This window comes from Bradyrhizobium algeriense, assembly GCF_003062295.1.
GTDB classification, from domain to species: Bacteria; Pseudomonadota; Alphaproteobacteria; order Rhizobiales; family Xanthobacteraceae; genus Bradyrhizobium; species Bradyrhizobium algeriense.
Genome location: NZ_PYCN01000016.1, coordinates 1 through 24,538 on the forward strand (window position 1 = coordinate 1; position 24,538 = coordinate 24,538).

Annotated in this window: 25 protein-coding genes, 1 tRNA gene and 1 riboswitch; of the genes, 14 read left to right on the forward strand and 12 right to left on the reverse strand. The window is 62.6% G+C overall.

All coding sequences use genetic code 11. From position 1 onward, the window contains the following. Positions 1 to 137: 137 nt before the first annotated feature. Positions 138 to 211, reverse strand: a tRNA-Gly gene (locus C7G61_RS25975). A 142-nt stretch (positions 212 to 353) separates the two neighbouring features. Here C7G61_RS25975 and C7G61_RS25980 point away from each other — a divergent pair. From C7G61_RS25980 to C7G61_RS26005, 6 genes are all read left to right on the forward strand, one after another. Beyond that, on the forward strand, positions 354 to 932 hold the full coding sequence (locus tag C7G61_RS25980) for a methylated-DNA--[protein]-cysteine S-methyltransferase (RefSeq protein ID WP_108519531.1): 579 nt from the start codon (positions 354 to 356) through the stop codon (positions 930 to 932). Positions 933 to 941: 9 nt separating this feature from the next. Next, positions 942 to 1,781, forward strand: coding sequence for a helix-turn-helix transcriptional regulator (locus C7G61_RS25985; RefSeq protein ID WP_108519532.1), 840 nt, complete (start codon positions 942 to 944; stop codon positions 1,779 to 1,781). A 53-nt stretch (positions 1,782 to 1,834) separates the two neighbouring features. Next, the gene (locus C7G61_RS25990; RefSeq protein ID WP_108519533.1) at positions 1,835 to 2,194 is read left to right on the forward strand and encodes a VOC family protein; all 360 of its coding nucleotides are present in this window, start codon (positions 1,835 to 1,837) and stop codon (positions 2,192 to 2,194) included. A 140-nt stretch (positions 2,195 to 2,334) separates the two neighbouring features. Next, positions 2,335 to 2,736 carry an SRPBCC family protein gene (locus tag C7G61_RS25995; protein WP_108519534.1) on the forward strand — a complete coding sequence of 134 codons (402 nt, stop codon included), beginning with the start codon at positions 2,335 to 2,337 and terminating at the stop codon, positions 2,734 to 2,736. Continuing rightward, positions 2,733 to 3,263, forward strand: coding sequence for a hypothetical protein (locus C7G61_RS26000; RefSeq protein WP_108519535.1), 531 nt, complete (start codon positions 2,733 to 2,735; stop codon positions 3,261 to 3,263). Before C7G61_RS25995 ends, C7G61_RS26000 begins: the two co-directional genes overlap by 4 nt. A 98-nt stretch (positions 3,264 to 3,361) precedes the next feature. After that, positions 3,362 to 3,805, forward strand: a complete 444-nt coding sequence (locus C7G61_RS26005; RefSeq protein ID WP_108519536.1) for a hypothetical protein — start codon at positions 3,362 to 3,364, stop codon at positions 3,803 to 3,805. 152 nt (positions 3,806 to 3,957) lie between these two features. Here C7G61_RS26005 and C7G61_RS26010 read toward each other — a convergent pair whose 3' ends face one another. Then, on the reverse strand, positions 3,958 to 5,400 hold the full coding sequence (locus C7G61_RS26010) for an MATE family efflux transporter (protein WP_108519537.1): 1,443 nt from the start codon (positions 5,398 to 5,400) through the stop codon (positions 3,958 to 3,960). Between the two features lie 211 nt (positions 5,401 to 5,611). Here C7G61_RS26010 and C7G61_RS26015 point away from each other — a divergent pair, with 211 nt between their 5' ends. Then, positions 5,612 to 6,946: a PQQ-dependent sugar dehydrogenase gene (locus C7G61_RS26015; RefSeq protein WP_108519538.1), complete on the forward strand. Its 1,335-nt coding sequence runs from the start codon at positions 5,612 to 5,614 to the stop codon at positions 6,944 to 6,946. Between the two features lie 50 nt (positions 6,947 to 6,996). On the opposite strand, the gene C7G61_RS26020 is transcribed toward C7G61_RS26015, so the two are convergent. Next, entirely contained in the window at positions 6,997 to 8,103 is a 1,107-nt protein-coding gene (locus C7G61_RS26020) for a 2'-deoxycytidine 5'-triphosphate deaminase (protein ID WP_108519670.1), read from the reverse strand. Between the two features lie 109 nt (positions 8,104 to 8,212). Further along, positions 8,213 to 8,292, forward strand: a riboswitch (SAM riboswitch). Between the two features lie 73 nt (positions 8,293 to 8,365). Here C7G61_RS26020 and C7G61_RS26025 point away from each other — a divergent pair. Then, positions 8,366 to 9,559: an O-succinylhomoserine sulfhydrylase gene (locus C7G61_RS26025; RefSeq protein ID WP_108519539.1), complete on the forward strand. Its 1,194-nt coding sequence runs from the start codon at positions 8,366 to 8,368 to the stop codon at positions 9,557 to 9,559. A 114-nt stretch (positions 9,560 to 9,673) separates the two neighbouring features. Here C7G61_RS26025 and C7G61_RS26035 read toward each other — a convergent pair whose 3' ends face one another. Genes C7G61_RS26035 through C7G61_RS26045 form a run of 3 tightly spaced genes read right to left on the reverse strand, consistent with a single transcriptional unit; the run spans position 9,674 to position 12,715 of the window. Continuing rightward, positions 9,674 to 10,705, reverse strand: coding sequence for an SGNH/GDSL hydrolase family protein (locus C7G61_RS26035; protein ID WP_244608470.1), 1,032 nt, complete (start codon positions 10,703 to 10,705; stop codon positions 9,674 to 9,676). A gap of 13 nt (positions 10,706 to 10,718) precedes the next feature. Beyond that, the gene (locus C7G61_RS26040; protein WP_108519540.1) at positions 10,719 to 11,477 is read right to left on the reverse strand and encodes an SGNH/GDSL hydrolase family protein; all 759 of its coding nucleotides are present in this window, start codon (positions 11,475 to 11,477) and stop codon (positions 10,719 to 10,721) included. Further along, complete coding sequence (locus tag C7G61_RS26045; RefSeq protein ID WP_108519541.1) at positions 11,474 to 12,715, reverse strand: OpgC domain-containing protein; 1,242 nt, start codon at positions 12,713 to 12,715, stop codon at positions 11,474 to 11,476. Before C7G61_RS26045 ends, C7G61_RS26040 begins: the two co-directional genes overlap by 4 nt. Before the next feature lie 232 nt (positions 12,716 to 12,947). On the opposite strand from C7G61_RS26045, the gene apaG reads away from it, so the two are divergent. Both apaG and C7G61_RS26060 read left to right on the forward strand, forming a co-directional pair. Beyond that, the gene (gene apaG, locus C7G61_RS26050) at positions 12,948 to 13,340 is read left to right on the forward strand and encodes a Co2+/Mg2+ efflux protein ApaG (protein ID WP_108519542.1); all 393 of its coding nucleotides are present in this window, start codon (positions 12,948 to 12,950) and stop codon (positions 13,338 to 13,340) included. Positions 13,341 to 14,115: 775 nt separating this feature from the next. Next, complete coding sequence (locus C7G61_RS26060) at positions 14,116 to 14,427, forward strand: hypothetical protein (protein WP_108519544.1); 312 nt, start codon at positions 14,116 to 14,118, stop codon at positions 14,425 to 14,427. 143 nt (positions 14,428 to 14,570) lie between these two features. Here C7G61_RS26060 and C7G61_RS26065 read toward each other — a convergent pair whose 3' ends face one another. Beyond that, complete coding sequence (locus C7G61_RS26065) at positions 14,571 to 14,831, reverse strand: DUF1488 family protein (RefSeq protein WP_108519545.1); 261 nt, start codon at positions 14,829 to 14,831, stop codon at positions 14,571 to 14,573. Between the two features lie 927 nt (positions 14,832 to 15,758). On the opposite strand from C7G61_RS26065, the gene C7G61_RS26075 reads away from it, so the two are divergent. Together C7G61_RS26075 and C7G61_RS26080 are read left to right on the forward strand one after the other, a co-directional pair. Continuing rightward, positions 15,759 to 16,139 (forward strand): response regulator, encoded by a 381-nt coding sequence (locus C7G61_RS26075; RefSeq protein ID WP_108519547.1) that lies wholly within the window; start codon positions 15,759 to 15,761, stop codon positions 16,137 to 16,139. Between the two features lie 113 nt (positions 16,140 to 16,252). Further along, complete coding sequence (locus C7G61_RS26080; protein ID WP_108519548.1) at positions 16,253 to 17,029, forward strand: sensor histidine kinase; 777 nt, start codon at positions 16,253 to 16,255, stop codon at positions 17,027 to 17,029. A gap of 73 nt (positions 17,030 to 17,102) precedes the next feature. Here C7G61_RS26080 and C7G61_RS26085 read toward each other — a convergent pair whose 3' ends face one another. The 3 genes from C7G61_RS26085 to C7G61_RS26095 form a co-directional block, all read right to left on the reverse strand. Beyond that, complete coding sequence (locus C7G61_RS26085; RefSeq protein ID WP_108519549.1) at positions 17,103 to 18,110, reverse strand: Hsp33 family molecular chaperone; 1,008 nt, start codon at positions 18,108 to 18,110, stop codon at positions 17,103 to 17,105. Positions 18,111 to 18,306: 196 nt separating this feature from the next. Further along, entirely contained in the window at positions 18,307 to 19,233 is a 927-nt protein-coding gene (argF, locus tag C7G61_RS26090; protein WP_108519672.1) for an ornithine carbamoyltransferase, read from the reverse strand. Continuing rightward, positions 19,233 to 20,441: an aspartate aminotransferase family protein gene (locus C7G61_RS26095; protein WP_190241985.1), complete on the reverse strand. Its 1,209-nt coding sequence runs from the start codon at positions 20,439 to 20,441 to the stop codon at positions 19,233 to 19,235. Before C7G61_RS26095 ends, argF begins: the two co-directional genes overlap by 1 nt. A gap of 515 nt (positions 20,442 to 20,956) precedes the next feature. Between C7G61_RS26095 and C7G61_RS26100 the strand changes: the two genes are divergently transcribed. Continuing rightward, positions 20,957 to 21,466, forward strand: coding sequence for a GcrA family cell cycle regulator (locus tag C7G61_RS26100; protein ID WP_108519551.1), 510 nt, complete (start codon positions 20,957 to 20,959; stop codon positions 21,464 to 21,466). A 155-nt stretch (positions 21,467 to 21,621) separates the two neighbouring features. On the opposite strand, the gene C7G61_RS26105 is transcribed toward C7G61_RS26100, so the two are convergent. Then, positions 21,622 to 22,143: a pyridoxamine 5'-phosphate oxidase family protein gene (locus C7G61_RS26105; RefSeq protein WP_108519552.1), complete on the reverse strand. Its 522-nt coding sequence runs from the start codon at positions 22,141 to 22,143 to the stop codon at positions 21,622 to 21,624. 161 nt (positions 22,144 to 22,304) lie between these two features. Between C7G61_RS26105 and C7G61_RS26110 the strand changes: the two genes are divergently transcribed. Further along, on the forward strand, positions 22,305 to 23,711 hold the full coding sequence (locus tag C7G61_RS26110) for a cytochrome P450 (protein ID WP_108519553.1): 1,407 nt from the start codon (positions 22,305 to 22,307) through the stop codon (positions 23,709 to 23,711). Positions 23,712 to 23,773: 62 nt separating this feature from the next. Here the strand turns inward: C7G61_RS26110 and C7G61_RS26115 are convergent, their stop codons facing one another. Beyond that, a complete protein-coding gene (locus C7G61_RS26115) occupies positions 23,774 to 24,340 on the reverse strand; it encodes an MOSC domain-containing protein (RefSeq protein WP_108519554.1) in 567 nt (188 codons plus the stop codon). Positions 24,341 to 24,538 lie beyond the last annotated feature (198 nt).

The following is a 24,538-nucleotide window of genomic DNA, read 5'->3' on the forward strand; positions in this document are numbered from 1 at the left end:
ATGCACTATGATCTTGGATACTTCGACCTGGAGCAGAAAACCCTGCAACCCCTCGACAACCCGTTCGGCACGAGGTTGTCACCCATGTCTTAGGTACGACCCGTTACCTATGTCTCCGGGCTGGACAGGCTGAGTATTGGAGCGGGCGAAGGGAATCGAACCCTCGTATGCAGCTTGGGAAGCTGCCGTTCTACCATTGAACTACGCCCGCGGGTCGCGCACCATGATTAGCCGACATCGCGCGATCCGCCAAGCTGTTCCGTACCCCGTTTCGCGTCACTGTTAACTTCCACAAAATTCCAGATGCGCCCTCTCAAGCCGGTGCTATGATCCCTTCGGGGCTTGGTGAGTGTATGACGGGGCGCAGCTACACTATTTTTGACACGGGGATCGGCCGCTGCGGCATCGCGTGGGGGCCGTCCGGCATTATCGGCGTGCAGCTTCCTGAAGTGCGCGAGATCGATACGCGGCGGCGGCTGTTTCAGCTCTATCCGGATGCGCGCGAACATCGCCCTCCCCCGAATGTCCAGGCTGCAATCGAAGGCATCACAGCCCTGCTGCGCGGGGCGGCGTGCGATTTCGCCGAGGTCGCGCTGGATATGGCCGGCATTCCGGGCTTCAGCCAGCGCGTCTACGCCTATGCGCGCGCGATCCCGCGCGGGGAGACCCGGACCTATGCGGAAATAGCCTCGGCCTTGCGCGCATCCGGCGCGGTCTATTCGGTAGCGCAGGCGATCGGCCGCAACCCTTTCATGATCATCGTGCCCTGCCATCGCGTGCTCGAGGCGGGTAACTATGCCGACAAGATTTCGCCGCACGGCGGAGCGATCTCCAAGCGGCGGCTGCTCTCGATCGAGGGCGCGAGCCCGACCGCCAGCAAGACGTTGTTCGACGTGCTGCTGCCGGTTGCACCGCCGCGCGTGCATCCCTAAATCTGCGGGATGACGGCGACCACGCTTCTCGAACGCAAATCCATTTCGGTTTCCGACTTTCGCTGCACCGCGGGGCCCGGCGACAAGCCATTTGCGGAGCAGCATAGCCGTTATTCGATTTCCTATGTGCGCAAGGGCAGTTTCGGCCTGCATTGCCGCGGCAAGTTCAGCGAACTGGTGGCGGGATCGGTTTTGATCGGCCATCCCGGCGATGAATATACCTGCACCCACGAGCACGTCTGCGGCGATGAGTGCCTGTCGTTCTTCCTCGCGCCCGAGTTGGTGGAAGCGATCGGCGACAGCGGAGCCCCGTGGCAGGTCGGCGCCGTTCCGCCGCTGCCGGAACTCGTGGTGCTCGGGGAACTCGCGCAATCGGCAGCAGATGGCAGCAGCGACATCGGTCTCGACGAGATCGGCCAGGTGCTGGCGAGCCGCTTTGTCGAGGTGGTTTCCGGCAAGCCGCGCAAATCCGGCCCCGATGCGGTGCGCGACCGCCGCCGCGCGGTGGAGACCGCGCTGTGGATCGATGCAAACTCGCACCGGCCAATCACTCTGGAAGACGCCGCCGATCAGGCCGGGATCAGCCCGTTCCATTTCCTGCGGCTGTTCTCGGATGTGCTCGGCGTGACGCCCCACCAATATCTGCTGCGCTCGCGGCTGCGCCATGCGGCGCGGCGGCTCGCCGACGACGACAGCCCGGTCACCGATATCGCCTATGATGTCGGCTTTGCCGACTTGTCCAATTTCGTGCGCACGTTTGGCCGCGCCGCTGGCGCCTCGCCGCTAAAATTCCGTCAGGCTTCGCGGGGAGACCGCAATATTTTCCAAGAACGGCTGGCCCTCCACTGACTAGGCTTTCTCCAGGCCGCGCGACTTCGCAGCGCTTCCAACTGGAGAAACTCATGTACGACCACATCGGATTACGCGTCGGCAACCTCGACGCCAGCGTGCGCTTCTATACGGCGGCGCTCGCTCCGCTCGGCTTTGGGCTGTGCTCGCGCGACGATGCCGGCGCAGGCTTCGGCCCGAAGGGCGCGCCTGCGCTCTGGCTGCATCTGCACAAGGGATCGGCCGGCTCGGCCGCGCATGTCGCGTTCCGCGCGAAGGATCATGCGGCGATCAAGCAATTCCATGCCGAAGGCCTGAAAGCCGGCGGCCGCGACAATGGCGGAGCGGGGCCGCGGGCGGATTACAGCCCGACCTACTACGCGGCGTTCCTGATCGACCCTGATGGCAACAATGTCGAGGCGGTTTGCACGTGATGCGCTCGTAGCACCGTAGGGTGGGCAAAGCGAAGCGTGCCCACCACCGAAGCTAGAATCTTGGAGAGATGGTGGGCACGGCGCAAAGCGCGCCTTTGCCCACCCTACGACACTCACCCCAACAACAAGGAATAACATCCATGGCCTCCATCCAGAAAGAAATCATCATCGACGCCTCCCCCGACGACGTCTGGGACGCGCTGCGCGATTTCGGCGCGCTGCATACGCGGCTGGTGCCCGGCTTCGTGACCGACACCAAGCTCGACGGCGATGCGCGCATCGTCACGTTTTCGAACGGCACGGTGGCGCGCGAAATCCTGGTCGACTGCGACGACAAGAAGCGGCGGCTGGTCTACGCCATCGTCAGCGAGCGCATCAAGCAGCACAGCGCTTCCGCGCAGGTGTTCGCCGAAAGCGACGGCCGCACCCGCTTCGTGTGGATCGCCGACGTGCTGCCGAACGAGATCGCACCCTATATGGACGCACAGATGGATCTGGGCCTGCTCGCGATGCAGAAGGCATTGGGACGCAGCGCCGCATGATATCAGCATTTCTCGACGCGCTCGGCGCGGATGGCCCCTCGGCCGACCGCGCCGGCAAGATGGATCTCTACGGCCGCTTCGTCGGTTCCTGGGATCTCGATGTCAGGCAATTTTCCGAAGACGGCACGCAACGGCGCCGCGCCGGCGAATGGCATTTCGGCTGGGCGCTGGAGGGGCGCGCGATCCAGGATGTCTGGATCGTGCCGCCACGAGGCGAACTACGCGACGGCGATGCCGCGGCCAATTTCAATTCGTACGGCACCACGCTGCGGGTCTACGATCCTGATATCGACGCCTGGCGGATTCAATGGACCGACCCGGTCACGCGGACTTTCCTGCAGATGATCGGCCGGGCGGAAGGCCGCGACATCGTGCAGATGGGCACGCGGCCGGACGGCCAGTTGGCCCGCTGGAGTTTTAGAGACATCACCGCCAACTCGTTCCTCTGGCGCGGCGAAGTCTCGGCGGATGCGAGTGCAACATGGCGTGTCGTCACCGAGTTCACCGCCCGCCGCAGGAAAGCGTGATCTTTCGCACAGATCGGTTCCCTGCGCGCTCCTAGCCTCGGGGCGTGCGTCCGAACGGCGCCGCGTCCGCGGCGGCCCGGCGCATGAGGAGTGGAATCATGACTGGAGCTGACAAGGTAGTCTGTCAGGCGGCCACGCTGCTTTTGCTGTTCACCCTGACTGCGACGCCGGCCAAAGCGCAATTCGCCGGCGGAGGCGCTGGCGGCCAGGACATGATGACGCAAATGGCGCCGATGCTTGAAATGATGAAGGCGAAAATGGGCAAGCGCCGCTTCGCCATGATGATGCAGACCATGGGCCCGATGATGAGCCGCATGATGGAAGGCGACGGCGGCGGGCTCGGCGGCATGATGGGCGGCGGTGGAATCCCTGGCGGATTTGGCGGCGGTTACGGCGGCGGCTATGTGCCCGAGGGTTACGGCGTGAGCACCGGCGGCATGAACATCGGCGGCCTCGGCGGCGGTGGCGAGCTGATGAGCATGGTCCCGCAACTGATGCGCATGGCCAATGTCGGCGGCGGCCGGCGTCACCGGCGGCGGTAAAGATCCCCGTCATTCCGGGCGATGCGAAGCATCGAACTATGGTGCGCAATTGCGCACCTGAGGATCTCGAGATTCCCCGGTGTGCAATTGCACACCTGAGGTCTGGTGCTAACGTACCATCCCGGAATGACGGTCTTTGTTAGTAGCGGATATCACGGCAGCGCCGGCCGCACGGTGGGGACGGCGCGCTGCTTCGGCCCCCAGCGGGTCAGCATCACGCTGACGCACGACAGCACGCCGAGCAGCACCATCGAGGCCGCCGCCAGCTTGAAGAAGTCCTGCGCGGTCGCATTGTGCGTGGACAGCCACCAGCCGCCGGTGCCGATAAACAACAGCCGCGCGGTCTGCGCCAGCACCGGGCCGATCATCTTGGCCGCGCCTTGCGATGAAAAATAACACGTCGTGGCAAGGCCGATGAAAGCATACATAGGCGCCGCCGTGGATAAATACTGCCGGCTGGCGGCGCGCACGCTCGCATCATCGGTGAAGAGATTGACCCAGATGTCGGGGAATACAGCAATGACGCTCGCAACCGCGCCGAGCGAGACGAATGCGACGACCCCCGCGATCCAGCAGATCCTGCGGGCCCGCGCGATACGTTCCGCGCCGATCGCCATGCCGACCATCGGCACCGAGGCGATGCCAACCGCAAATGAAATCGACGTCAGCATGAATTCGAGCCGCGCGCCGATGCCGTAGCCGGCGAGGATTTCGGTGCCGAAACTCGCCAGCATGTGGGTGAAGATGCTGATGGTCAAAACCGATTGCAGCGGCGAGAAGCAGGAGATGGCGCCGACTTTCAGAATGTCGATGAACATCGGCATGCGAATGCGAAGGCCGCGAATTTTGGGAATGACGCGCGCGCGGCCCGAGAACAGATACCAGGACATCACGGAGATGCTGATCATGTAGGCGATCAGCGAACCGGCGGCGACGCCGCGCATGCCGAATTGCGGGATCGGGCCGAGGCCCAAGCCCAGCGTGCCGCCGAGAATGATCTGGCAAATGGCCGACGAGAGCATCATGAGCGACGGCAGCTTCATGTTGCCGGTGCCACGCAAAATGCCCGACATCGTATTCATCAGCCACGGCACCACCGCGCCGCCGAAGAAGATCTGCGTATAGGCCACCGCCTGCGCCAGCACATTGCCGCGCCCGCCGAGCAATTCCAGCAGCGCAGGGCCGAAGATCAGCATGCCCAGCATGAAGGTCAGGCCGAAGCAGAACCCGATCAGGAGCGCATGCGCAGCCAGCGTCGAGGCGCGGTCGATATCGCCGGCGCCGAGCGCACGCGCGATCGCCGAGGCCACGCCGCCGCCCATGGCCCCGCCCGACATGGTCATGGTCAGGATCACGATCGGAAACACCAGCGCCATCGCGGCCAGCGATTCCACACCCAGGCGGCCGATATAGGAGGTCTCCGCGATCACGACACAGGTGCCTGCGGTCAGCGCGATCACGTTCGGCCAGGCCAGCCACAGCAGCGTGCGCAGGATCGGGCCGTCAAGCAGCGCGTTCTTCACCGGCGCTTCAGGCGGCGGAAGCGGGCGCTCCTTCTCGTCGACGGGAATTTCGGCAACGCCGATATCGGACATTTCTGCTCCCCGCGCGCGGACTTGGGTAGCCGCGGCGCGCGGCTTTCCTAGCATGGCAGGGGATGATTCCGCGTGCGAAAGGCGCAATGGGGGCCTGCGCGATTGCAGGCGAGGCATCTCCGGCAGCCCGTTTCACGCGAAATTCATGCTGGACCACACGAACGTTCCGGCGGAGACCGCATTGTACGATCAACCTCCCGAGGAACCCGCTATGCGTAACAACCTCCTCCAGGCAATATGCGTCGGCGCGCTGGCGCTGCCGCTGGCCGCCTGCAACGACCCCAAGGACACCGCGACCGTGGCGCAGAGCTATGGTCCCTCGCCCAACCTGCCACCGCCGGAACATTCGTGGATCCCGACGGTCGATATCGCGTCCGTCAACCGCTGGCCCGACGGCGCCAAGCCGACCGCCGCCAACGGCATGACGGTCGCCGCCTTCGCGACCGGGCTCGATCATCCGCGCACGGTCTATGTGCTGCCGAATGGCGACGTGCTGGTCGCCGAGAGCAACGCGCCGCCGAAGCAGAGCGGCATGAGCATCAAGGGCTTCATCTACGGGTTGGCGCAGAACCGGGCGGGCGCAGGAGTTCCGAGCGCCAATCGCATCACGCTGTTGCGCGACGCCGATGGCGATGGTGTCGCCGAAACACGCAGCGTATTTCTCAGCAACCTGAACTCGCCGTTCGGCATGGTGCTGGTCGGCGAAGATTTCTATGTCGCCAATGCCGATGCGATCGTGAAATTTCCTTACTCGACCGGAGACACCAAAATCAGCGCACCCGGCGTCAAGCTGGCGGACTTGCCTGCGGGCACGCTCAATCACCACTGGACCAAGGATCTCACGGCAAGGCCGGATGGCACGAAGCTCTATGCGACCGTCGGCTCCAACAGCAACATTGGCGAGAACGGCATGGACGCCGAGAAGGACCGCGCCGCGGTGCTGGAAGTCGATCGCGCCAGCGGCCAATGGCGCGTATTCGCCTCAGGCCTGCGCAACCCGAACGGCCCGTCCTGGAATCCGAAAACCGGCGAGCTCTGGGTCGTCGTCAACGAGCGCGACGAACTCGGCAACGATCTGGTTCCCGATTACATGACCTCGGTGAAATCAGGCGCGTTCTATGGCTGGCCGTACAGTTATTTCGGGGATCGGGTCGACACCCGCGTCGAGCCGCGGCGGCCCGATCTCGTTCAGAAGGCGATGGCTCCGGACTATGCGCTCGGCGCACACACGGCTTCGCTTGGGCTCGCGTTCAATACCGGAGATCTGTTTCCGCCCGAGATGAAGGACGGCGCCTTCATCGGCCAGCACGGTTCGTGGAATCGCAAGCCTCGCGCCGGCTACAAGGTGATCTTCGTTCCGTTCAAGGACGGCAAGCCTTCGGGTGCGCCGCAGGACGTGCTGACCGGTTTCCTCAACGACCAGGGCGAGGCGCAGGGCCGCCCCGTCGGCGTGCGACTCGACAAGCAGGGCGCGCTTTTGGTCGCCGACGACGTCGGCAACACGATCTGGCGCGTGACGCCGGCGGCGAAATCGGCGTCGCGGTAGATGACAACCACCGTCATTGCGAGGAGCCACCGGGTCGCCGCAATGACGAGTCACACCCGGAAATGCTTGGAGAGCTTCAACCCCTGCGCCTGGTAGTTTGAGCCGATGCGCTGGCCGTACAAGGAGTGGGGCCGCGACAGCATTTTCTCATAGACCAGGCGGCCGACGATCTGGCCGTGCTCGAGGATGAACGGCACCTCGCGCGAGCGCACTTCGAGCACGGCGCGCGCGCCCTGCCCGCCGGCGCCGGCATAGCCGAAGCCGGGATCGAAAAATCCCGCGTAGTGCACGCGAAATTCGCCGACCAAGGGATCGAACGGCACCATTTCCGCGGCGTAATCCGGCGGCACCTGCACGGCTTCCTTCGAGGCCAGGATATAGAACTCGCCGGGATCGAGGATGAGGCTGCCGTCGGGGCGGGCCGGGATCGGCTCCCAGAACTCATCGACGGCATAGCCGCCACGGCGGTCGATATCGACCACGCCAGTGTGGCGCTTGGCGCGGTAGCCGACGAAGCCTGATGTGTTTTCGCCGGAGAGATCGACTGATAGCGCCACGCCATTGGCCAGATCCGCATCGTCGATATCGACCAGCCGCTCGGCGCCATGCAGCGCGTCGAGTTCGTCGGCATTGAGGATGGCATCGCCGGTGCGGAAGCGCACCTGGCTGAGCCGGGAGCCCTCGCGCAGCAGAACGGGAAACGTCTTCGGGCTGATCTCGGCATAGAGCGGGCCGTGATAGCCCGCGCCGATCATGTCGAACCGTCGGGTGCCGTCGGCGATCACGCGCGTGAAGACGTCGAGCCGCCCGGTGGAGCTCTTCGGATTGGCGGCGGCCACGATCGACGGCGGCAACGCGAGGCTCTCCAGCAGCGGCACGATGTAGACGCAGTTGGTCTCCAGCACCGCGCCGTCGGAGAGGTCGATTTCGTGCAGCTTCAACTCGTCGATGCGCTCGGCAACCGTGGCGCCTGGACCGGGCAGGAAACTCGCGCGCACCCGGTAGGCGATGTTACCCAGCCGCAGGTCGAGGCTCGCGGGCTGGATCTGGCTTTCGACAAAGGGATATTCCGGCAGGATCAGGCCCGCATCCGCCATCGCCGCGATCATGCGGTCGGGCAGAATTCCGTTGGCGTCGGGCGGAAGCGTGAACGGCACGGCGCGATCCTCAATACGGCCCAAATGTCATCCAAACCTCGTAAATATGGGCTTTTAGGGGTTATCCGATGGCCGCCTTGACGGGAAGGGCGCGAGGTAATATCAGCATGACTTATCCCGTGGTGATTTGAGCCGGCCGGCTTGCAGCCACGTTAAATAAATCGCTAAACAGGCCGGGGACACGTGTGATCCCGGCCTGTGGAAATTTTTCCAGGCCGGTTTTTTTGTGACCATTTTCAAGGATGGTCACGGCGGAGGTCACATGTCTGAGACTGGTTCTACCAAGCGCTATCGTCCCGAAACCCGCCTTGTCCATGGCGGCACGCTGCGCTCGCAATTCGGCGAGACGTCGGAGGCGTTGTTCCTCACCCAAGGCTACGTCTACGACAGCGCGGAGCAATGCGAGGCCCGATTCAAGGGCCAGGAGCCCGGCTTTATCTATTCGCGCTATTCCAATCCGACGATTGAGATGTTCGAGCGCCGCATGATCGAGCTCGAGGGCGCGGAAGCCGCGCGCTCGACCGCGACCGGCATGGCCGCGGTAACGACCGCGATCCTCGCACCGCTCCGGGCCGGCGACCACGTGGTCGCTTCGAAAGCCCTGTTCGGCTCGTGCCTTTACGTGGTGCAGGACCTCTTGCCGCGCTACGGCATCGAGACGACGCTGGTCGACGGCCTTGATCTCGACCAGTGGCAGCGCGCATTGCGGCCGAACACCAAGTCCTTCTTCCTGGAGAGCCCGACCAATCCGACGCTCGACGTGCTCGACATCCCGGCGATTGCAGAGATTGCGCACAGTGGCGGCGCACGGCTGATCGTCGACAACGTCTTCGCCACGCCGATCTGGCAGAGCCCGCTTTCGCTTGGCGCCGACGTCGTGGTCTACTCCGCGACCAAGCATATCGACGGCCAGGGCCGCTGCCTGGGCGGCATCATCCTGTCGTCGGAAGCTTTCATCGCCGAGCACATCCACAACTTCATGCGCCAGACCGGGCCATCGCTCTCGCCGTTCAACGCCTGGGCCCTGCTCAAGGGCCTGGAGACGCTTGGCGTGCGCGTGCGCGCGCAGACCGAGACGGCAGGCAAGGTCGCCGACGCGCTCGCGTCGCACCCGAAGATTTCGCGGCTGATCTATCCCGGCCGCGCCGATCACCCGCAGGCCGAGCTGGTGAAGAAGCAGATGCGCGCCGGCTCGACCCTGGTCGGCTTCGAGGTCAAGGGCGGCAAGCAGGCCGCGTTCCGCTGCCTCAACGCGCTGCGGATCGCGCGCATCTCCAACAATCTCGGCGACGCCAAGAGCCTCGTCACCCATCCCGCGACCACGACGCATCAGCGGCTGACGCCGGAGGCGCGCACGGAGCTCGGCATCAGCGAAGGTTTCATTCGTTTCTCGGCCGGCCTTGAGCATGCCGATGATCTGATCGAGGATTTTGCGGCGGCGCTGGAGAAGGCGTGATCGGACGATGGTAGGGTGGGCAAAGCGAAGCGTGCCCACCATCTCACAACGCATACGCGGACAGAATGGTGGGCACGGCGCTAACGCGCCTTTGCCCACCCTACGAATCTCACCTCACATCGGCCGATAAGCCCGCACGTCCGCGGGCACGTTGACGCCGAGCTTGATCTGGCCGACCGACTTGATGATGTCGTCGCCGAGCAGTTGGGCGAAGCAAGCGTAGCCCCAGTCGCTCATGTGCAGGCCGTCGGCGATCACGAAGTTCTCGATCGGGATCGCCTGCTTTTCGTGCCAGTCTTTCATGACAGCGAAGCGCGGAAACAGGCCGACCTTGCGAAGCTCGGCGGTCTTGTTCAGCAGCGTCATCATCTTGCCGGCGCTTTCGGCGTGTTCGTTGACCCGCGGCGAATATTGCGGATCGATCAGCACGACGTCGGCGCCAACCGCCTGAATGCGCGTAATGCCCTCTTCGACGAGTTTCGCGGTCTCCGCCGGATCGAGGTTGCGCAGCACGGCGTTGGTGCCGACCTGCCAGATCACCAGATCCGGACGCAGATCGATGACGGCCGTCTGCAGCCGCTTCATCATTTCCGGCGCATCCTCGCCGCCCTTGCCGGCATTGATGACGGAGATATCGGCCGTCGGATATTGCCGGCGCAATTGCGCGGCGAGCCGGTTGGGATAGTTGAAATCCGGCGAGGTCGCACCAAAACCAGCAGTCGACGACGATCCGAACGCGACGATCACCACCGGCTGCCCCGCGACGAGCTTGCTCGCGACGCGCGGCAGCGACCCCATCGATTTGGAGCCGCCCTTCGGCGGCAGGCATGGAACACGGCTGAAGATGTCGCCGGCCGATTTCGCGACCTCCTTCACCTTGTCGATCGCCTTGCCGGTGATGCCCTTTTGCGCAGCCGGATTGACGGCGGCCGAGGGCGCGGCCTGCGGCGGGGCGCTTTCAGCCGAAGGCTTTTTTTCAGCCTTGTTGTCAGTTTTGGCGTTATCGGACAGCGCCGCCTGCTGGGCGGTCTGTTGCGGGGCCGTCTGGGCAAGCAGCGGAAGCACCGAGGCGGGCATCAATAGCGCCAGGCTCGCGGCAAAGACGGTCGGCAATGTCGACAAACAAAAAGGGTAGTAACGACTCATTAACGCTAGTTCCCTAATTCTGCTGCGCCTGATCGAGGCGAGCCGCATCGAGCACAAATTTCGACAGCGCGCGGCCGAGGCAGCCATGAACTCGTTTGGCCATGTCGGTGCCGTGAAAAGTACTGAACAGGTCGAAATCTCCGGCATCATTCCAGTGACGCATGATGGCAAACCGGTCGAACAGCGGAACATTAAGCTGCTGCGCCACCACGCGCATATTATCTAGGTATGGCGGCGCAGAAATCATCGTCTCCGTGCGCGGGCTGTATTGCAGATTGATCAGAACCACATCGGCTCCCGCATTTTGCAGCGCAGCAATCCCGTCCCCGACGGCGCCGCGAAAATCGTCGGGATCGACGGATCGCATAGCATCGACGGTTCCGGTCTGCCAGATGACCAAAGTAGGCCTTTTTGCTTCCACCAGCTTAAGAAGGGTGGTGTCCGTCTCCTCGGCGGTTTTCCCGGGCTGTAGTTCTACGGATAGATTGATCGGGATCGAGGGCAGCTTCTCCTTCAGCGCGGCCTGCAATTGCGCGGGATAGGCGCTGTCGGCCGATGCGGCGATAGTCGAGGAACGGCTGCCGACCACCAGGATGGTCAGCGGCCGGCCGTTCTTGACAGCGTCGGTGACCTTCGGCAGCAGGCTTTCGGTGCTCAGCAGATAGGCCGGCACCTCGCAGGTCTGGGGGACATCCTCGGCCTGCGCCAAACCGGTAACCGCAAGGCCAGCGAGCAGGGACAGGGCTAGTACGGCGCCAGAACCGGGCCTCATACGCTCCCTCCAGCCATATCGGCATTGCCGCCCGTGCGCTTGGTCCTGGACGCATCTTTGTCGGCCGAATGCTTGTACCACGAAATCACCCAGGCCACGCCCCACATGATGAGGATTCCGGTCAGGCTGACCAGGGCGTGCATGAATGCACCGCCGGAAACCTCGGCCAGCACGAAATGCCCTGCGAAGGCGAGAAAGATGCCGAGACAGAATATCTCAAGCGAATGCTGGCCGCACAGGATCAATGGTCGCAGCCAGCGCGATTTCAGGCCCGACCAATCCTTGGGCAGGATGCGCACGGTGAGCGCAGCCAGCGCCAGGAAATGGGCAAACCGCAGCACGTCCAGATCCGTCTTGGTGATCGGATACATCCACTGTTCGAGCCGCTTCGGCATCAGGAAGCTGAGCTGCGGGATGTGCCAGGTCAAGGTGACGAAGAATGCGAACGTGACATAGACAATGCAGATCCACATCGTCACCGGCGACGACAGGATGCGGGACATGCGCGCCGCGCCGCCCAGCGCGCACCACGCGCCGAACACGAACAGCAACTGCCAGCAGAACGGATTGAAGATCCAGAAGCCGCTCGGATAGGCCGTCAGATACCAGTCGAACTGCCAGGTCAGCGCATACAGCAGCACCGACAGGCCGAGCGCGACGTCGGCCCGCCACTTCATCAGCCACAGGATAACGGGCAGAAACAGCATCAGCACGATGTAGAGCGGCAGCACGTCCATATTGACGGGACGGAAGCGCAACAGCAGCGCCTGGATGATAGTGACATCCGGCTGCTTGAGAAAATCCATGATGCCCATTTCCTCGCTGTAGAGCGGGTTCTCGAAACGGGTGGCGACGTAGGAAATTTCGGCGAGGAAGATCACGAACAGGAACACATGGGCGACGTAGATCTGCCAGACCCGGCGCATGATGCGCGCGGTGGCCACCACGAAGCCGGCCTGCAGCATCGCGCGGCCGTAGACGAAGGCGGCGGTGTAGCCGGAGATGAAGATGAAGATTTCGGCGGCGTCGGAAAATCCGTAATTGCGGATGGTGAACCAGGTCAGAATGTTGGTCGGCAGATGGTCGATGAAGATCAGCCACAGCGCCAACCCGCGAAACAGGTCGAGCCGCAATTCGCGCTCTCCGGCAACGGGCAGCGTGATCGCCGGCGCGGAAGCCACCGCGACCTTGGTATCGCTGATAGGCCTTCCGGCAACTGGATCGGCAATGGACGACATCTGGCACCGCTAATTGAGCTTTACGCGTGCACTGTCCGGGAAAGATAATATCGGCCCGCAACTTGCACACAAGATACGCAAACAGATACGGGGCCGGACCGCGCGCGGTTGCGCTCTAGAACGGAACTATGTTGAAACCGCGATCAAACAACCGGCAAACCCGGCGGGCCGGAGATTGTTCCCCCGGCATTCTTGGCTATGATACCGAGCAGGATTTCCGAAAGCTTCCCGCATGTACCGCGCCGTCACCCGCCAGATCGAAGTTACCGTCGAGCCGAACTTCCTCCCCGAGCGCTCGTCGGTCGATCTCGGCCAATATTTCTGGTCCTACACCATCGTCATCACCAATACCGGCGCCGAGACCGTGCAGCTCCGCACCCGGCACTGGATCATCACCGACGCCACCGGCCACAAGCAGGAAGTCCGCGGCGAAGGCGTGGTCGGCGAGCAGCCAGTGCTGGCGCCGGGCGAGCGCTTCGAATACACGAGCGGCGTGCCGCTGCCGACCGCGTCGGGCTTCATGACCGGGCGCTACCAGATGGTCAGCGAAAGCGGCGAGCGGTTCGAGATCGATGTGCCGACGTTCTCGCTGGACAGCCCGGACAACAGGCGGGTGTTGAATTAGGGGCGTTGCGACCTCCTTGTAGGATGGGTGGAGCGCAGCGATACCCATCAATGCCGACACAGAAGGTGATGGGTTTCACTTCGCTCTACCCATCCTACAAATGACGCACATTCGCGATCTCGCGACGCATTGCGTCCGAGGTTTGCATCTTCGTTTGCCCTCTCTGAGAACAGAGGGCGCAGGGAAGACCGGGTGCTTGCTGCACCCGCGGTCTCGCGTGCGATTTGCGCAAACAAAACTGCACACGAGCATACAGGGCAGCTGGAGCATTCCGGCCTTCCCTGCGCAATGGCTTTACGGCTTACTTCGTGCTCTCCCCGGTGAACGGCTCTTTTGCCACCGTCGCCCGTGAGAGGCGTGCCTCTCGCGAACTTAACGCCAGCACCGCGGCGTCCGGACCACACGACTTCGCCGTACGCTCAAGCCACACACGTCAGTCGCAGCTCTCGCGTCCATCGCATCTCACCGCGCGTTCGTGACGATGGCCAACGCCCCTCATCCGCCGTGAGACAAGCGGAGTTATGCCGCTGATTTGGCCTGCGGCGGAAGCGGAATATTTTTACGCGAATGGCTGGACAGGTTTTGACTGATTTGCCCGACAAGTGAAATTGTCGCGAATTGCAGGGTGGGCACAGCGCAGCGTGGGGGCGAAGCGTTGAGCATCGACGAGACGTCATCACGCTGGATTGGCAACTATTATGTGCCGGCTCCTGGAACCATTGCACCGCAGGTCTATTGGTTTCCAGACACAACTACCTTTTTGGAAAGAGACATTATGAAAAATCTCGCGATCTATCTGACCGCCGGTGCAAGTGCCCTTCTCGTGACGGCTGCGTCTGCCGCACCGCTTTCCGCCGATGTATCAATCGTCCCGGAGAGCAACATTCAAAACATCCGCATGGTTTGCAATGAGGCAGGGCAGTGCTGGCGCGAGCGTGGTGAACGCCGTGTCATTATCCGTGAGCCCAGTGATTCATACGGATATGCTCCCCGTCGCGAGCGTTATATCGAGCGCCGCGGCTATGAGGAACGTGGCGGCATCGGCATCCGCGCGCCCGGCGTCAGCGTCGGAATCGGTACCTACTGAGGCAGCCGGCAAAGCCTGACACGAGAAAAGCCGCGGAGAAATCCGCGGCTTTTTTCGGATGCGAACTCAAATGTTCGCGGCGAACGAGCACCTGCGCCCGGTCTGTCACGTCGTCTCGGCTGGTCACATCAAAAGTGTTCGTTTCAAAAATTGGCAGCGACCAGATCGTAAGATCCCCGGCTTCCACGGACGTAAACCTTCGCAGCCGCTGCGCATATCACATCGCGGTTGCAATCGAACGCGTTCAGGAAACCGGACTCGTCGGGGCGAGCATCTGGTTGAATTCGCCTCAATGCGCCCTCGTCTATGAAGAATGACGCTTCCATCGCGCTGTCGTACCCCCAGAACCGCACGGCTCGCCGGGTCTGGTCATATGAACGACTATGATTTGGAAACTCAATCATGAGGTTGGGACCGATCAAACTCTCGCTGGCGAACCACGCGCGGCGCCGGCCTTTGCACGACCTGCATCGCGGCATGTTCGATGGCCATGCGCTGTCCTGACCGGTGACGCGCACACCGTTGCGACGTGCGGTTGGTCAATGTCGTTGACAAGATTTGGCGTGGCTAAGCTTCGCGCTGCCGCAAAGGCGATGCTGAAGCAATACGATGGCGCTCTCTTTGAAGTGGCTACTTAGTGTCGCATTACAAGGCTTGTCCGGTCCTGCGCCGAAAACAAATTACGATTCTTCTCGCTATTCGACAGATGATCACTATATGGTCAATATCATCGCGCGCCCCCTGGCTGTTATCGGTGACTGAGAGCTTTGCGCTCCCGCCTAAACCCAAAGGCGGTCATATGTCCAAGCTTCCCACATTCAATCTTCGTGAGTGGCTGGTACCCCCGGTCTTGATGCCGATCTTTCTTGTGCTGCTGGTCGCCGCTGCGATGGTTATCCAATGGTGACTCGGGGTCACGCAGTTTCACGGCAGAAAGAAACCCAATCGCCGCTGGCTCACAATCTGAGCGCCGGGGCGGTCGCCGCCCTAGACGAGGCTCGCGAGATGCCGCCGGGGGATGAGCGCACCGAGGCGCTTCACAAAGCAATGGCCTTTCGAAATGCCGCGGAGATTCACCGGCTTCTTGGCCGCAAGCGCGGTGCACCGGACCTGTGATGAGCGCGTTGGCGTGAGACCTGCCAAGCGAGTGACACGCAGGAGCAAGCAATCCGCTCGCATCCGGCGAGCGCATTCCGCTGGCCGCGAGCTTATTCTGTTGGCCGCGACTTTATTGCGTCATTGTTGAGTCGGCGGGGATCATTTGGACAGCGAGATGCTTGTCCCAGATGAACATCTATCCAAGTCGATCGCCGTTCCCCGCGAGCTCCCTTATGGCGATACTTGATCATCCATGCATTCCAGCCGTCGTTCTCATTGTCGAGGACGAGATGATGCTCCGCATGCGCGCGGTCGACATGGTGGAAGACGCAGGATACACGCCACTCGAGGCGCTGGATGCCGCCGAAGCCGTCGCCATCCTGGAATCCCGATCCGACATCGCGCTGATGTGCACCGATATCCAGATGCCCGGCCAAATGGACGGCGTGGGACTTGCGCACGCCGTGAATGCGCGCTGGCCGGCGATCAGGATCATCGTGGTATCGGGGCAATTGAACCTGCCGCACCTCGATCTTCCTCCCCGCAGCAGGTTTTTCGGCAAGCCGCTCAATGCCGCGGAAGTGATAGCCGAAATGCGCGACATGATCGGCTAGGCCAGAAACGCCACTGCTTTTCACGCCGAATAGGGCCCGAAGCGCGCGATTACGGCAAAAATCTAGCCCCCGAAGATCAGTGCGGTACCCAGTTTATGATGATACAATCGGCAATGTCTCAAGCCGATCTCCGGACCGATCCGCGTCCCGCAAGCAGCGCAACGCCATACCAAGACGATCTGGCGGCAGAAAATGTCAGCCTGCGGCTTCTGCTCGCGCAGGCCGAGATTGATGCATTGAGTTTGCTCGCCACGGCCGGCATCGACGCCAGGGAGCGCGAGGCGTCCGAGAAGCTGCAGAAGCTGATCCTCGAAGAACTGCACCACCGTATCAAGAATACGCTCGCGACCGTTGGCGCCATCGTCTCGCAGAGTCTGCGCGGCCTGTCAGGCGCCGAGCACGCACAGCAGGCCATCGAGGGCCGGCTGCTCGCGCTCGGACGCGCGCACGACCTCCTTTTGCAGGCAAGATGGAGCAGCGCGAACCTTGGCACGATCGTCCGCAGCGCCACCGAAGCGTTCGATAATCCCGACGAGCCGAAATTCTCGATTTCTGGACCCGATATCCGGATGACATCTGGTGCCGTCATCGCCATCGCGATGACGCTGAACGAGCTTTGCACCAACACCACGAAGTTTGGCGCCCTATCGGTCCCGCAAGGGCGCGTCGACATCAACTGGACGCTGGATCAACAGGCGCAGCGCCTGCACCTCACATGGACCGAGAGGAATGGTGCGGCAGTCAGCCCGCCCAAACAGCGCAGCTTCGGCACGCGGCTGATCGAGACGCTCGGCAGGCAACTCCGGGGCGACGTACGGCTAACCTATGAGCCGACCGGGTTCGTCTACACATTCGACGTGCCGATGGCTTCGCTGACTTCGGCGGCATAAGCCCATATTCGGTGTTGCGGCAGCCAAATCGTACTTAAATTCATTCGGGCTGCTGCGAAGCCGACGACCGGGCTCACTCCTCCACGCCCGCTTCATGCGGGGTGAACTGGTAGACCGAGGAGCAGAACTCGCAGGTCACCACTACCTTGTCGTCTTTCACCATCTCGGCGCGGTCTTTCGGCGCAAAGCTCTTCAGCATCGCAGAGACCGCCTCGCGCGAGCAGGAGCATTGCGCGCGCAACGGCAGCGGCGTGAACACGCGCACGCCGCGTTCGTGAAACAGCCGATACAGCAGGCGCTCGCCCGACAGATCGGGATCGATCAGTTCGACATCCTCGACGGTGCCGATCAGCGACTGGCCCTCGACCCAGGCATCATCCTCGGCAACGGAATGCGTCACCGCGCCATCAGGTGCATCGCCGGGATGCAAATCGGCCTGCCGCGCGCGCTCAGGCGCCTTGGGCAGAAACTGCAGCAGCATGCCTCCGGCGCGCCAGCGGTGCTTCGGGCCGCTACCGTCGCCGCCGCGCCATTCCTCGCCGACCGCGAGCCGCACGCGGGTCGGGATCTGCTCGGAGCGCAGGAAATATTCATGCGCGGCGTCTTCGAGACTGCCACCGTCGAGCGCCACCAGGCCCTGGTAGCGGCTCATGTCCTGTCCTTGGTCGATGGTCATCGCCAGATGGCCCTTGCCGAGCAGCGTACCGGAATTCTGGCCTTCCTTCAGCCGCCTCGCGTCATAGCGCGCATAGGCGCGCAGGCGATCCGGCGACTGGAAGTCCACGATCAGGAACGAGACCGGACCGTCGGTCTGCGTCTGCAGGATGAAGCGGCCGTCGAATTTCAGCGCCGTGCCGAGCAGCGTCGCCAGCACGATCGCTTCCCCAAGCAGCTTGCCGACAGCAGGCGGATAATCGTGCTTGGTCAGGATGTCGTCGAGCGCGGGGCCGAGCCGGGTCAGCCGGCCGCGCAGGTCGAGCTCGGCGACCTCGAACGGCAGCACCGCATCATCGACGGGAACGGACGAGGGCGCGCGAACGGAGGCCTCGGTCGTGATTTTGATATCTGATTGTGAATCCATGGCGCCTTATCTGGGGTCGGAACATGCAAAACGAAAGGGGTTGAAGAGCGGCGAAACTGTCTCCGCGAGTCGTCCCTGCGAACGCAGGGACCCATAACCACCGGCTTTCATTGTTACCAACTACGTCTGCTACACAGCGAAAATCGCGAGATCACGCGGTATGGGTCCCTGCGTTCGCAGGGACGACCGAGAGAACCTACGCCACTTCGCTAAAACACCAGGCCAGAATGCCCTTTTGCGCGTGCAGGCGGTTTTCGGCCTCGTCGAACACGACCGATTGCGGGCCGTCGATCACTTCGTCGGTGACTTCCTCGCCGCGATGCGCGGGCAGGCAATGCATGAAGAGCGCATCACTCTTCGCCAGCGACATCAGCTTCTCATTGACCTGATAGGGCTTGAGCACGTTGTGGCGATGTTCGCCGTCCTTGTCGCCCATCGACACCCACGTATCCGTGACGACGCAGTCGGCGCCGCGGACGGCGGCCTCGGGATCGTTGCCGAGCACGATGGGCGCTTGCGTCGCCTTGATCCAGTCCTTCATCGCCTTGTTCGGCGCGAGCTGCGGCGGGGTCGCGACATTGAGCTGGAACTTGAAACGCTCCGCCGCATGCGCCCACGACGCCAGCACGTTGTTGTCGTCGCCGGTCCAGGCCACGGTCTTGCCCTCGATCGGCCCGCGATGCTCCTCGAAGGTCATCAGGTCGGCCATCACCTGGCAGGGATGCGAGCGCCGCGTCAGCCCGTTGATGACGGGCACGGTGGCGTGCGCGGCCAGTTCCAAAAGCGCGTCGTGATTGAGGATGCGGATCATGATCGCATCGACATAGCGCGACAGCACGCGCGCGGTGTCGGCGATGGTCTCGCCGCGGCCGAGCTGCATTTCGGCCCCGGTCAGCATGATCGACTCGCCGCCGAGCTGGCGCATGCCGACATCGAACGACACCCGCGTGCGGGTCGAGGGACGTTCGAAGATCATCGCCAGCGTCTTGCCTTCGAGCGGCTTCTTGCCCTTGTCATGTGCCTTGAGCTTCGCCTTCATGTCGGCGCTCAGCGCCAGCATGTTGCGCAACTCCTTCGGCGGCAATTCGTTGATGTCGAGGAAGTGACGGACGGATTTGCTCATCATCCCGCCGCCTTCTTCAACTGATTACCCGACAGCGCGACGCAGGCGCGCTCGAGCATCTGAACGGACTCGTCGATCTCGGCCTCGGTCACGATCAACGGCGCCAGGAACCGCACCACATTGTCGCCGGCGCCGACGGTGAGCAATTTCTCGCCGCGCAACGCATTGACGAGATCGCCCGAGGGCACCACGGCCTTGACGCCGACCAGGAGCCCCTCGCCGCGCACTTCCGAGAGCACGGCGGGATAGCGATCGACCACGGAGGCCAGTTTCTGTTTCAGCAGCAGCGACATCTTCTGCACATGGTCGAAGAAGCCGGGCTTCAACATCACGTCGAGCACGGCATTGGCGGAAGCGATCGCCAGCGGATTGCCGCCGAAGGTCGAGCCGTGCGAACCGGGCGTCATGCCGGAGGCGGCCTCGGCGGTGGCCAGCACCGCGCCGATCGGAAAGCCGCCGCCGAGCGCCTTCGCCAGCGACATCACGTCCGGCGTCACGCCGACGCGCTTGTAGGCGAAGAGATCGCCGGTGCGGCCCATGCCGGTCTGCACCTCGTCGAACGCCAGCAGCAGGCCGTGCTCGTCACAGAGCTGGCGCAGCGCTTTGAAGAAGGCTTGTGGCGCGGAGCGCACGCCGCCCTCGCCCTGCACCGGCTCGATCAGGATACCCGCGGTGTGCGGCCCGATCGCCTTCTTCACCGCTTCGAGATCGCCATGCGGCACCTGGTCGAAGCCGTCCATTGGCGGGCCAAAGCCTTCGAGATATTTGGCGGAGCCGGTGGCGGCGAGCGTGCCGAGCGTGCGGCCGTGAAACGCGCCCTCGAAGGTGACAAGCCGATAACGCTCGGGATGCCCCTTGGAGAATTGATAGCGGCGCACGACCTTGATCACGCCTTCCATCGCCTCGGCGCCGGAATTGCAGAAGAACACCAGGTCGGCAAAGCTCTGCTCGCAGAGCCGCGCGGCAAGCTTGTCGCCATCCGGGCTCTTGAACAGGTTCGACATGTGCCAGAGTTTTGTCGACTGTTCCTGCAGCGCCTTGATCAGGTGCGGATGGCAATGACCCAGCGCGTTCACCGCGACGCCCGAGGTGAAGTCGAGATAGCGCTCGCCATTGGTTGCGGTCAGCCAGCAGCCCTCGCCGCGTTCGAAGCCGAGATCGACCCTGGCGAAGACGGGGAGCAAATGCGACGTGGCGCTATTGGTCATGGCGATCACAAATGGTTTGCACTGAAGGTTTGAGACCCGCTTTCAAGACCTGCCGCAGAGCACACGCGTGCATTGGCGCGAAGGCGGCAACGGCCGGTCTTGCGAAAACGAAACGTGCCGCCTCTTAAGGGCGGCACGTGAGAGGCATTCTATGTGGGCGGGGGGCGCTGTCAACACGCCACGAAGCCGCCTTTCCTGCACTGCAAGATGGGGAATCCGTAAGATTGCGGTGTGGTGGAAAACACGCAGTGCAATGCCTAGATGTCGGAACATGTGGACGCGCGGGCCCGGACTCTTGCGCCGGAGTCACGCCATATTGTAGCTTTTGGGCTGTCGGGTACGACATCTCGTGCGGCAGTTCTGATCCCAAGAGTCCATTTTGTACAGCGTAGACGTTCGGGCCGGTTTCCGCGCCCGGCGAGGGCTAAGGGATTCTGACCGCAGGGATTTTAGAGACGAATGACGTCGCCAGCGCTGCCCCTGATTGGCCGGCGCGATGCGAAGGGAAGAATACGATGACGGTATTGACCTGGTCCGACGATCGCGTCGAGCAGCTGAAAAAGCTCTGGGAAGCCGGATTATCGGCGAGCCAGATCGCCGCGGAACTCGGAAATGTGACGCGAAACGCAGTGATCGGCAAAGTGCACCGGCTGGGCTTGTCCGGCCGCGCCAAGAGCCCCTCCTCGGCCGCCCCGCGGCAGCGCAAGGCGCGCCCGGCGCAACAGATGATGCGGGTGTCGCGCCCGGTCTCGCGCGGCAACACCGCGCTGGCGCATGCCTTCGAGGTCGAGATGGAGCCGGATCCGATCGCCGTCGACAATGTGGTGCCGATGAGCCAGCGGCTGTCGCTGCTCGAACTGAACGAGGCGACCTGCCACTGGCCGGTCGGCGATCCCTCGAGCCCGGAATTCTTCTTCTGCGGCGGTAAGGCGCTCGCTGGCCTGCCCTATTGCGCGCATCACTCGCGCGTCGCCTATCAGCCGGCCGCCGACCGGCGCAGGCAGCAGCCGAAGCCGACGCGGTAAGCGTCTCCCTCGCCCCGCTCTTCGGCGGGGTCGAGACGAGCAAACCTCGCTCTTGGAGGGCTGGGATGAGGCCTCCCTCCACCCGATGAGATCTATCGAAGTTGTGAAGCCGGTCGAGGGAACGAAGGGCTCCGTACCTCGTGGCACAAGCCGCGCTAACTGCCTTCGCGGCGGAAACGAACGGACTTGGATTCGGTGATCTCGTCTGGAGACGGGCTCTTTCCTGTCAGCCTGGTCCTCACATAGGCGAAAGCATAGGTGACGATGGAAGCCGGGTCTGCCCAATAATCCGCCTTCTCGACTTCAATTGCGAGAAGTGCAAGTTCGGGATCGTCAGGCCCTTTGGGAAACCAAACGCGCAACCCTTCGAACCAAAGCTCTTCCAGTTTCTGTTTGTCCTCGACGATTTTCGCCCGACCCGAAATCGCGACATATTCGTACTTCTCGGGTTTGACGTAAGCGACAAGTACGTGGTCATCATCGCGGATTTGGCGAAGCTTCGATGAGTGGCGAAACGTGATGAACCAGAGCGTGCCATCGAACTGCTTCTGCAGGCAGCCCATCGGCCGCGCCTGGAGCGCGCCATCCTCCTCGATCGTTATAAGCAGCGCGGTATGAGAGTCCTTGATGAGGTCCCATACCTTCGCTTGGTCGCTTGGAGACGATGTGTGCTCCATGGCCTGACGCGCTCGCTGCAAGCACCGCTTACAAGTTAAGCTCGCGCCACCGTATTTGGTTCCAGGGATCCACGATCTTTGGCTCCAGGCAGCAACTCACCGGCTGGCAGCGCGTTTCAATTGGACTCGGGGAATGGCCTCTGGAAGGGTGGGAGCTGATCATGGCCGCGCCTGTCGCAAGGCGTTCGGATCAAAATTTCCGGGTCTATCGGCCTCCGGCGCCCGCACCACGCGCCAAGCGGCTCGGCCCAATCCGCCTCATTTCGGCGCTCAAGCGCAATCCCCTCGAGTGCTGGACAAGTGAACATTTCGAAAAGCTCGTTGTCGCCGGCGGGCTGCCGGTCGGACATGTGGTGATCATCAACCATCCTGCGGCCATCCGTCGGGTGCTTCTCGAGAACGATATCAATTATCGCAAAGATATGCTGCAGCGCCGTGTGCTGTCAGCTGGAATGGGCGAGGGACTTCTCAGCGCCGAGGGTCATCAATGGCGATCCCAGCGCCGCACGGTCGCCCCCCTGTTTGCGCGAAGAACGGTCACACAGTGCGCTCCTGCGATGATGGACGCCGCCAATGCATTGGTCGAACGCTGGCGCCAACACGGTGACGCAACAACACTTGATGTCGCTGCGGAGATGGCGCGCCTGACGCTGGACGTCCTTGAACGGACCATCTTTTCGGAAGGCTTCGGTTGCAACGCCGAAGAAGCACGCCGTGCAATGGTCACATACTTCAACACCGTAGGCCGCATCGATCCTCTCGATCTGCTCGGCATGCCGGACTGGATCCCCCGTATCAATCACCTGCGGGTGCGATCGACCCTGCGGTTTTTTGAGCGGTCGATCGAACACCTCATCGCGGCCCGCCGCCAGCGTCTTGCCGAGCGAGCGAACAGCGGCCCGAACGACTTCCTCGCGCTTCTGCTCGCCGCGCTCGATCCCTATACCGGCGAGCCCATGAGCGAAGCGGAGGTCAAATCGAATATCTTCACCTTCATCATGGCAGGCCACGAGACAACGTCCAACCTACTGAGCTGGTCGCTCTTCCTCCTGTCCCAATCCGACGATTGGCGGCGGCGCGTCCAGGCTGAGGCGGAACGTGAAATCAATGGCTCGGTGATGGATCTCGCTGAGCACCTCCCCGAAACGCGCGCAGTCATCGAAGAGGCAGCCCGGCTCTACCCGCCTATCGCTGCGATAAGCCGGGTGGCGATCGATGCCGACGAGCTTGCCGGCGAAGTGATCCCCGGAGGCACGTTGGTTGTGATCTCACCTTACGTCCTCCACCGGCACCGGCTGTTGTGGCCCGATCCGGATCTTTTCGAGCCCCGTCGGTTTCTCGGCGAAAATCGCGCGCTCATCGACCGTTACTCCTATCTGCCCTTCGGTGCCGGTCCGCGCACGTGTATCGGATCGACATTTGCATTGCAGGAAGCCACAATCGTATTGGCCACCATCACTAGGAATTTCAGCTTGCATCTCGCTCCAGGTCACAAGGTGTGGCCACTACTGCAGGTCACATTGAAGCCTGCCGGGGGGCTTCCAATGATCATCCGCTGCAATCGATAGGGCCGCCCGCGCACGGCAGTCCCGCGGCATTTGCTGGCTATTCACCGAACGTGAACCCGGCGTCAGCCACCAAGCGAGAACTTTTTCAGGAGCCGCGGCATGGCCCCGGCATATGACGCCGGCAGGCCGATCGTGTGAACAAGATCGAGCGCGGCCGCGGACCCATTGCCCTTCTTCAGGAACCATCGAATCCGATCGCCCACGGCATAGGGTATCTCTTCGAATCTCTGCTCGGTCACGCGGAACCGGTCACCGATCGAGATCACCCCCTGATTGAGGAATGTGCCGAACACGCCGCGTTTGTGCAGAATGCGATCGAATTCCACAAGCTTCAGGATCTTCTTGCATGGTTCGCAATGAAAAGTCAGGCGGATCAGGGCCCGCCCAATTTGCACCACCGTGCCAGATGGAAGCTCATAAAGGGAATCAAAGTCGACGACGATATTCTCGCGTAGATCACCAGGGCTGAGCCCGCATTCGGCCGTAACCGATTGCGAAGCGATCAACACCTGCCGGAAGGGAGCGCAGGCGACGTTGTTCTGGATGCCTCGCTCATCGTAGGCGATCGTTCCAACGGATTCGACTGCACGACCGTGGGTGCCTTTGACAAACAGATTCGTGACGGTCATCGCGCCCCTGCAACTTCTGGCGCCATTGTTCTGCCTGCGGCTTGCGGCGAAAGAGTGGTGCGGGAGTTCCAGGAAAAATGAGAGCCTTCCTGTTCCCAGGAACAATTTGCGCGTCTGTTCGGGCCTGGCGGTCGGCGCGACCGCAATTGCGCACCGGGTGGAGACGACGGCTGAGTCCGCTGAGATGGCGGCGGACTA

What these genes read in the sequence shown, in the direction of transcription:
- C7G61_RS26015 (WP_108519538.1), top strand. Translation starts at nt 5,612, where the DNA reads ATGCGTAACAACCTCCTCCAGGCAATATGCGTCGGCGCGCTGGCGCTG.
- C7G61_RS26095 (WP_190241985.1), bottom strand. Translation starts at nt 20,441, where the DNA reads ATGACCAATAGCGCCACGTCGCATTTGCTCCCCGTCTTCGCCAGGGTC.
- C7G61_RS26065 (WP_108519545.1), bottom strand. Translation starts at nt 14,831, where the DNA reads ATGATTGAGTTTCCAAATCATAGTCGTTCATATGACCAGACCCGGCGA.
- C7G61_RS26045 (WP_108519541.1), bottom strand. Translation starts at nt 12,715, where the DNA reads ATGTCGTCCATTGCCGATCCAGTTGCCGGAAGGCCTATCAGCGATACC.
- argF (WP_108519672.1), bottom strand. Translation starts at nt 19,233, where the DNA reads ATGAGCAAATCCGTCCGTCACTTCCTCGACATCAACGAATTGCCGCCG.
- C7G61_RS25995 (WP_108519534.1), top strand. Translation starts at nt 2,335, where the DNA reads ATGGCCTCCATCCAGAAAGAAATCATCATCGACGCCTCCCCCGACGAC.
- C7G61_RS26060 (WP_108519544.1), top strand. Translation starts at nt 14,116, where the DNA reads ATGAAAAATCTCGCGATCTATCTGACCGCCGGTGCAAGTGCCCTTCTC.
- C7G61_RS26085 (WP_108519549.1), bottom strand. Translation starts at nt 18,110, where the DNA reads ATGGATTCACAATCAGATATCAAAATCACGACCGAGGCCTCCGTTCGC.
- C7G61_RS26010 (WP_108519537.1), bottom strand. Translation starts at nt 5,400, where the DNA reads ATGTCCGATATCGGCGTTGCCGAAATTCCCGTCGACGAGAAGGAGCGC.
- C7G61_RS26080 (WP_108519548.1), top strand. Translation starts at nt 16,253, where the DNA reads ATGTCTCAAGCCGATCTCCGGACCGATCCGCGTCCCGCAAGCAGCGCA.
- C7G61_RS25985 (WP_108519532.1), top strand. Translation starts at nt 942, where the DNA reads ATGACGGCGACCACGCTTCTCGAACGCAAATCCATTTCGGTTTCCGAC.
- C7G61_RS26075 (WP_108519547.1), top strand. Translation starts at nt 15,759, where the DNA reads ATGGCGATACTTGATCATCCATGCATTCCAGCCGTCGTTCTCATTGTC.
- C7G61_RS25980 (WP_108519531.1), top strand. Translation starts at nt 354, where the DNA reads ATGACGGGGCGCAGCTACACTATTTTTGACACGGGGATCGGCCGCTGC.
- C7G61_RS26040 (WP_108519540.1), bottom strand. Translation starts at nt 11,477, where the DNA reads ATGAGGCCCGGTTCTGGCGCCGTACTAGCCCTGTCCCTGCTCGCTGGC.
- C7G61_RS25990 (WP_108519533.1), top strand. Translation starts at nt 1,835, where the DNA reads ATGTACGACCACATCGGATTACGCGTCGGCAACCTCGACGCCAGCGTG.
- C7G61_RS26100 (WP_108519551.1), top strand. Translation starts at nt 20,957, where the DNA reads ATGACGGTATTGACCTGGTCCGACGATCGCGTCGAGCAGCTGAAAAAG.
- C7G61_RS26110 (WP_108519553.1), top strand. Translation starts at nt 22,305, where the DNA reads ATGGCCGCGCCTGTCGCAAGGCGTTCGGATCAAAATTTCCGGGTCTAT.
- C7G61_RS26025 (WP_108519539.1), top strand. Translation starts at nt 8,366, where the DNA reads ATGTCTGAGACTGGTTCTACCAAGCGCTATCGTCCCGAAACCCGCCTT.
- apaG (WP_108519542.1), top strand. Translation starts at nt 12,948, where the DNA reads ATGTACCGCGCCGTCACCCGCCAGATCGAAGTTACCGTCGAGCCGAAC.
- C7G61_RS26005 (WP_108519536.1), top strand. Translation starts at nt 3,362, where the DNA reads ATGACTGGAGCTGACAAGGTAGTCTGTCAGGCGGCCACGCTGCTTTTG.
- C7G61_RS26115 (WP_108519554.1), bottom strand. Translation starts at nt 24,340, where the DNA reads ATGACCGTCACGAATCTGTTTGTCAAAGGCACCCACGGTCGTGCAGTC.
- C7G61_RS26035 (WP_244608470.1), bottom strand. Translation starts at nt 10,705, where the DNA reads ATGAGTCGTTACTACCCTTTTTGTTTGTCGACATTGCCGACCGTCTTT.
- C7G61_RS26000 (WP_108519535.1), top strand. Translation starts at nt 2,733, where the DNA reads ATGATATCAGCATTTCTCGACGCGCTCGGCGCGGATGGCCCCTCGGCC.
- C7G61_RS26105 (WP_108519552.1), bottom strand. Translation starts at nt 22,143, where the DNA reads ATGGAGCACACATCGTCTCCAAGCGACCAAGCGAAGGTATGGGACCTC.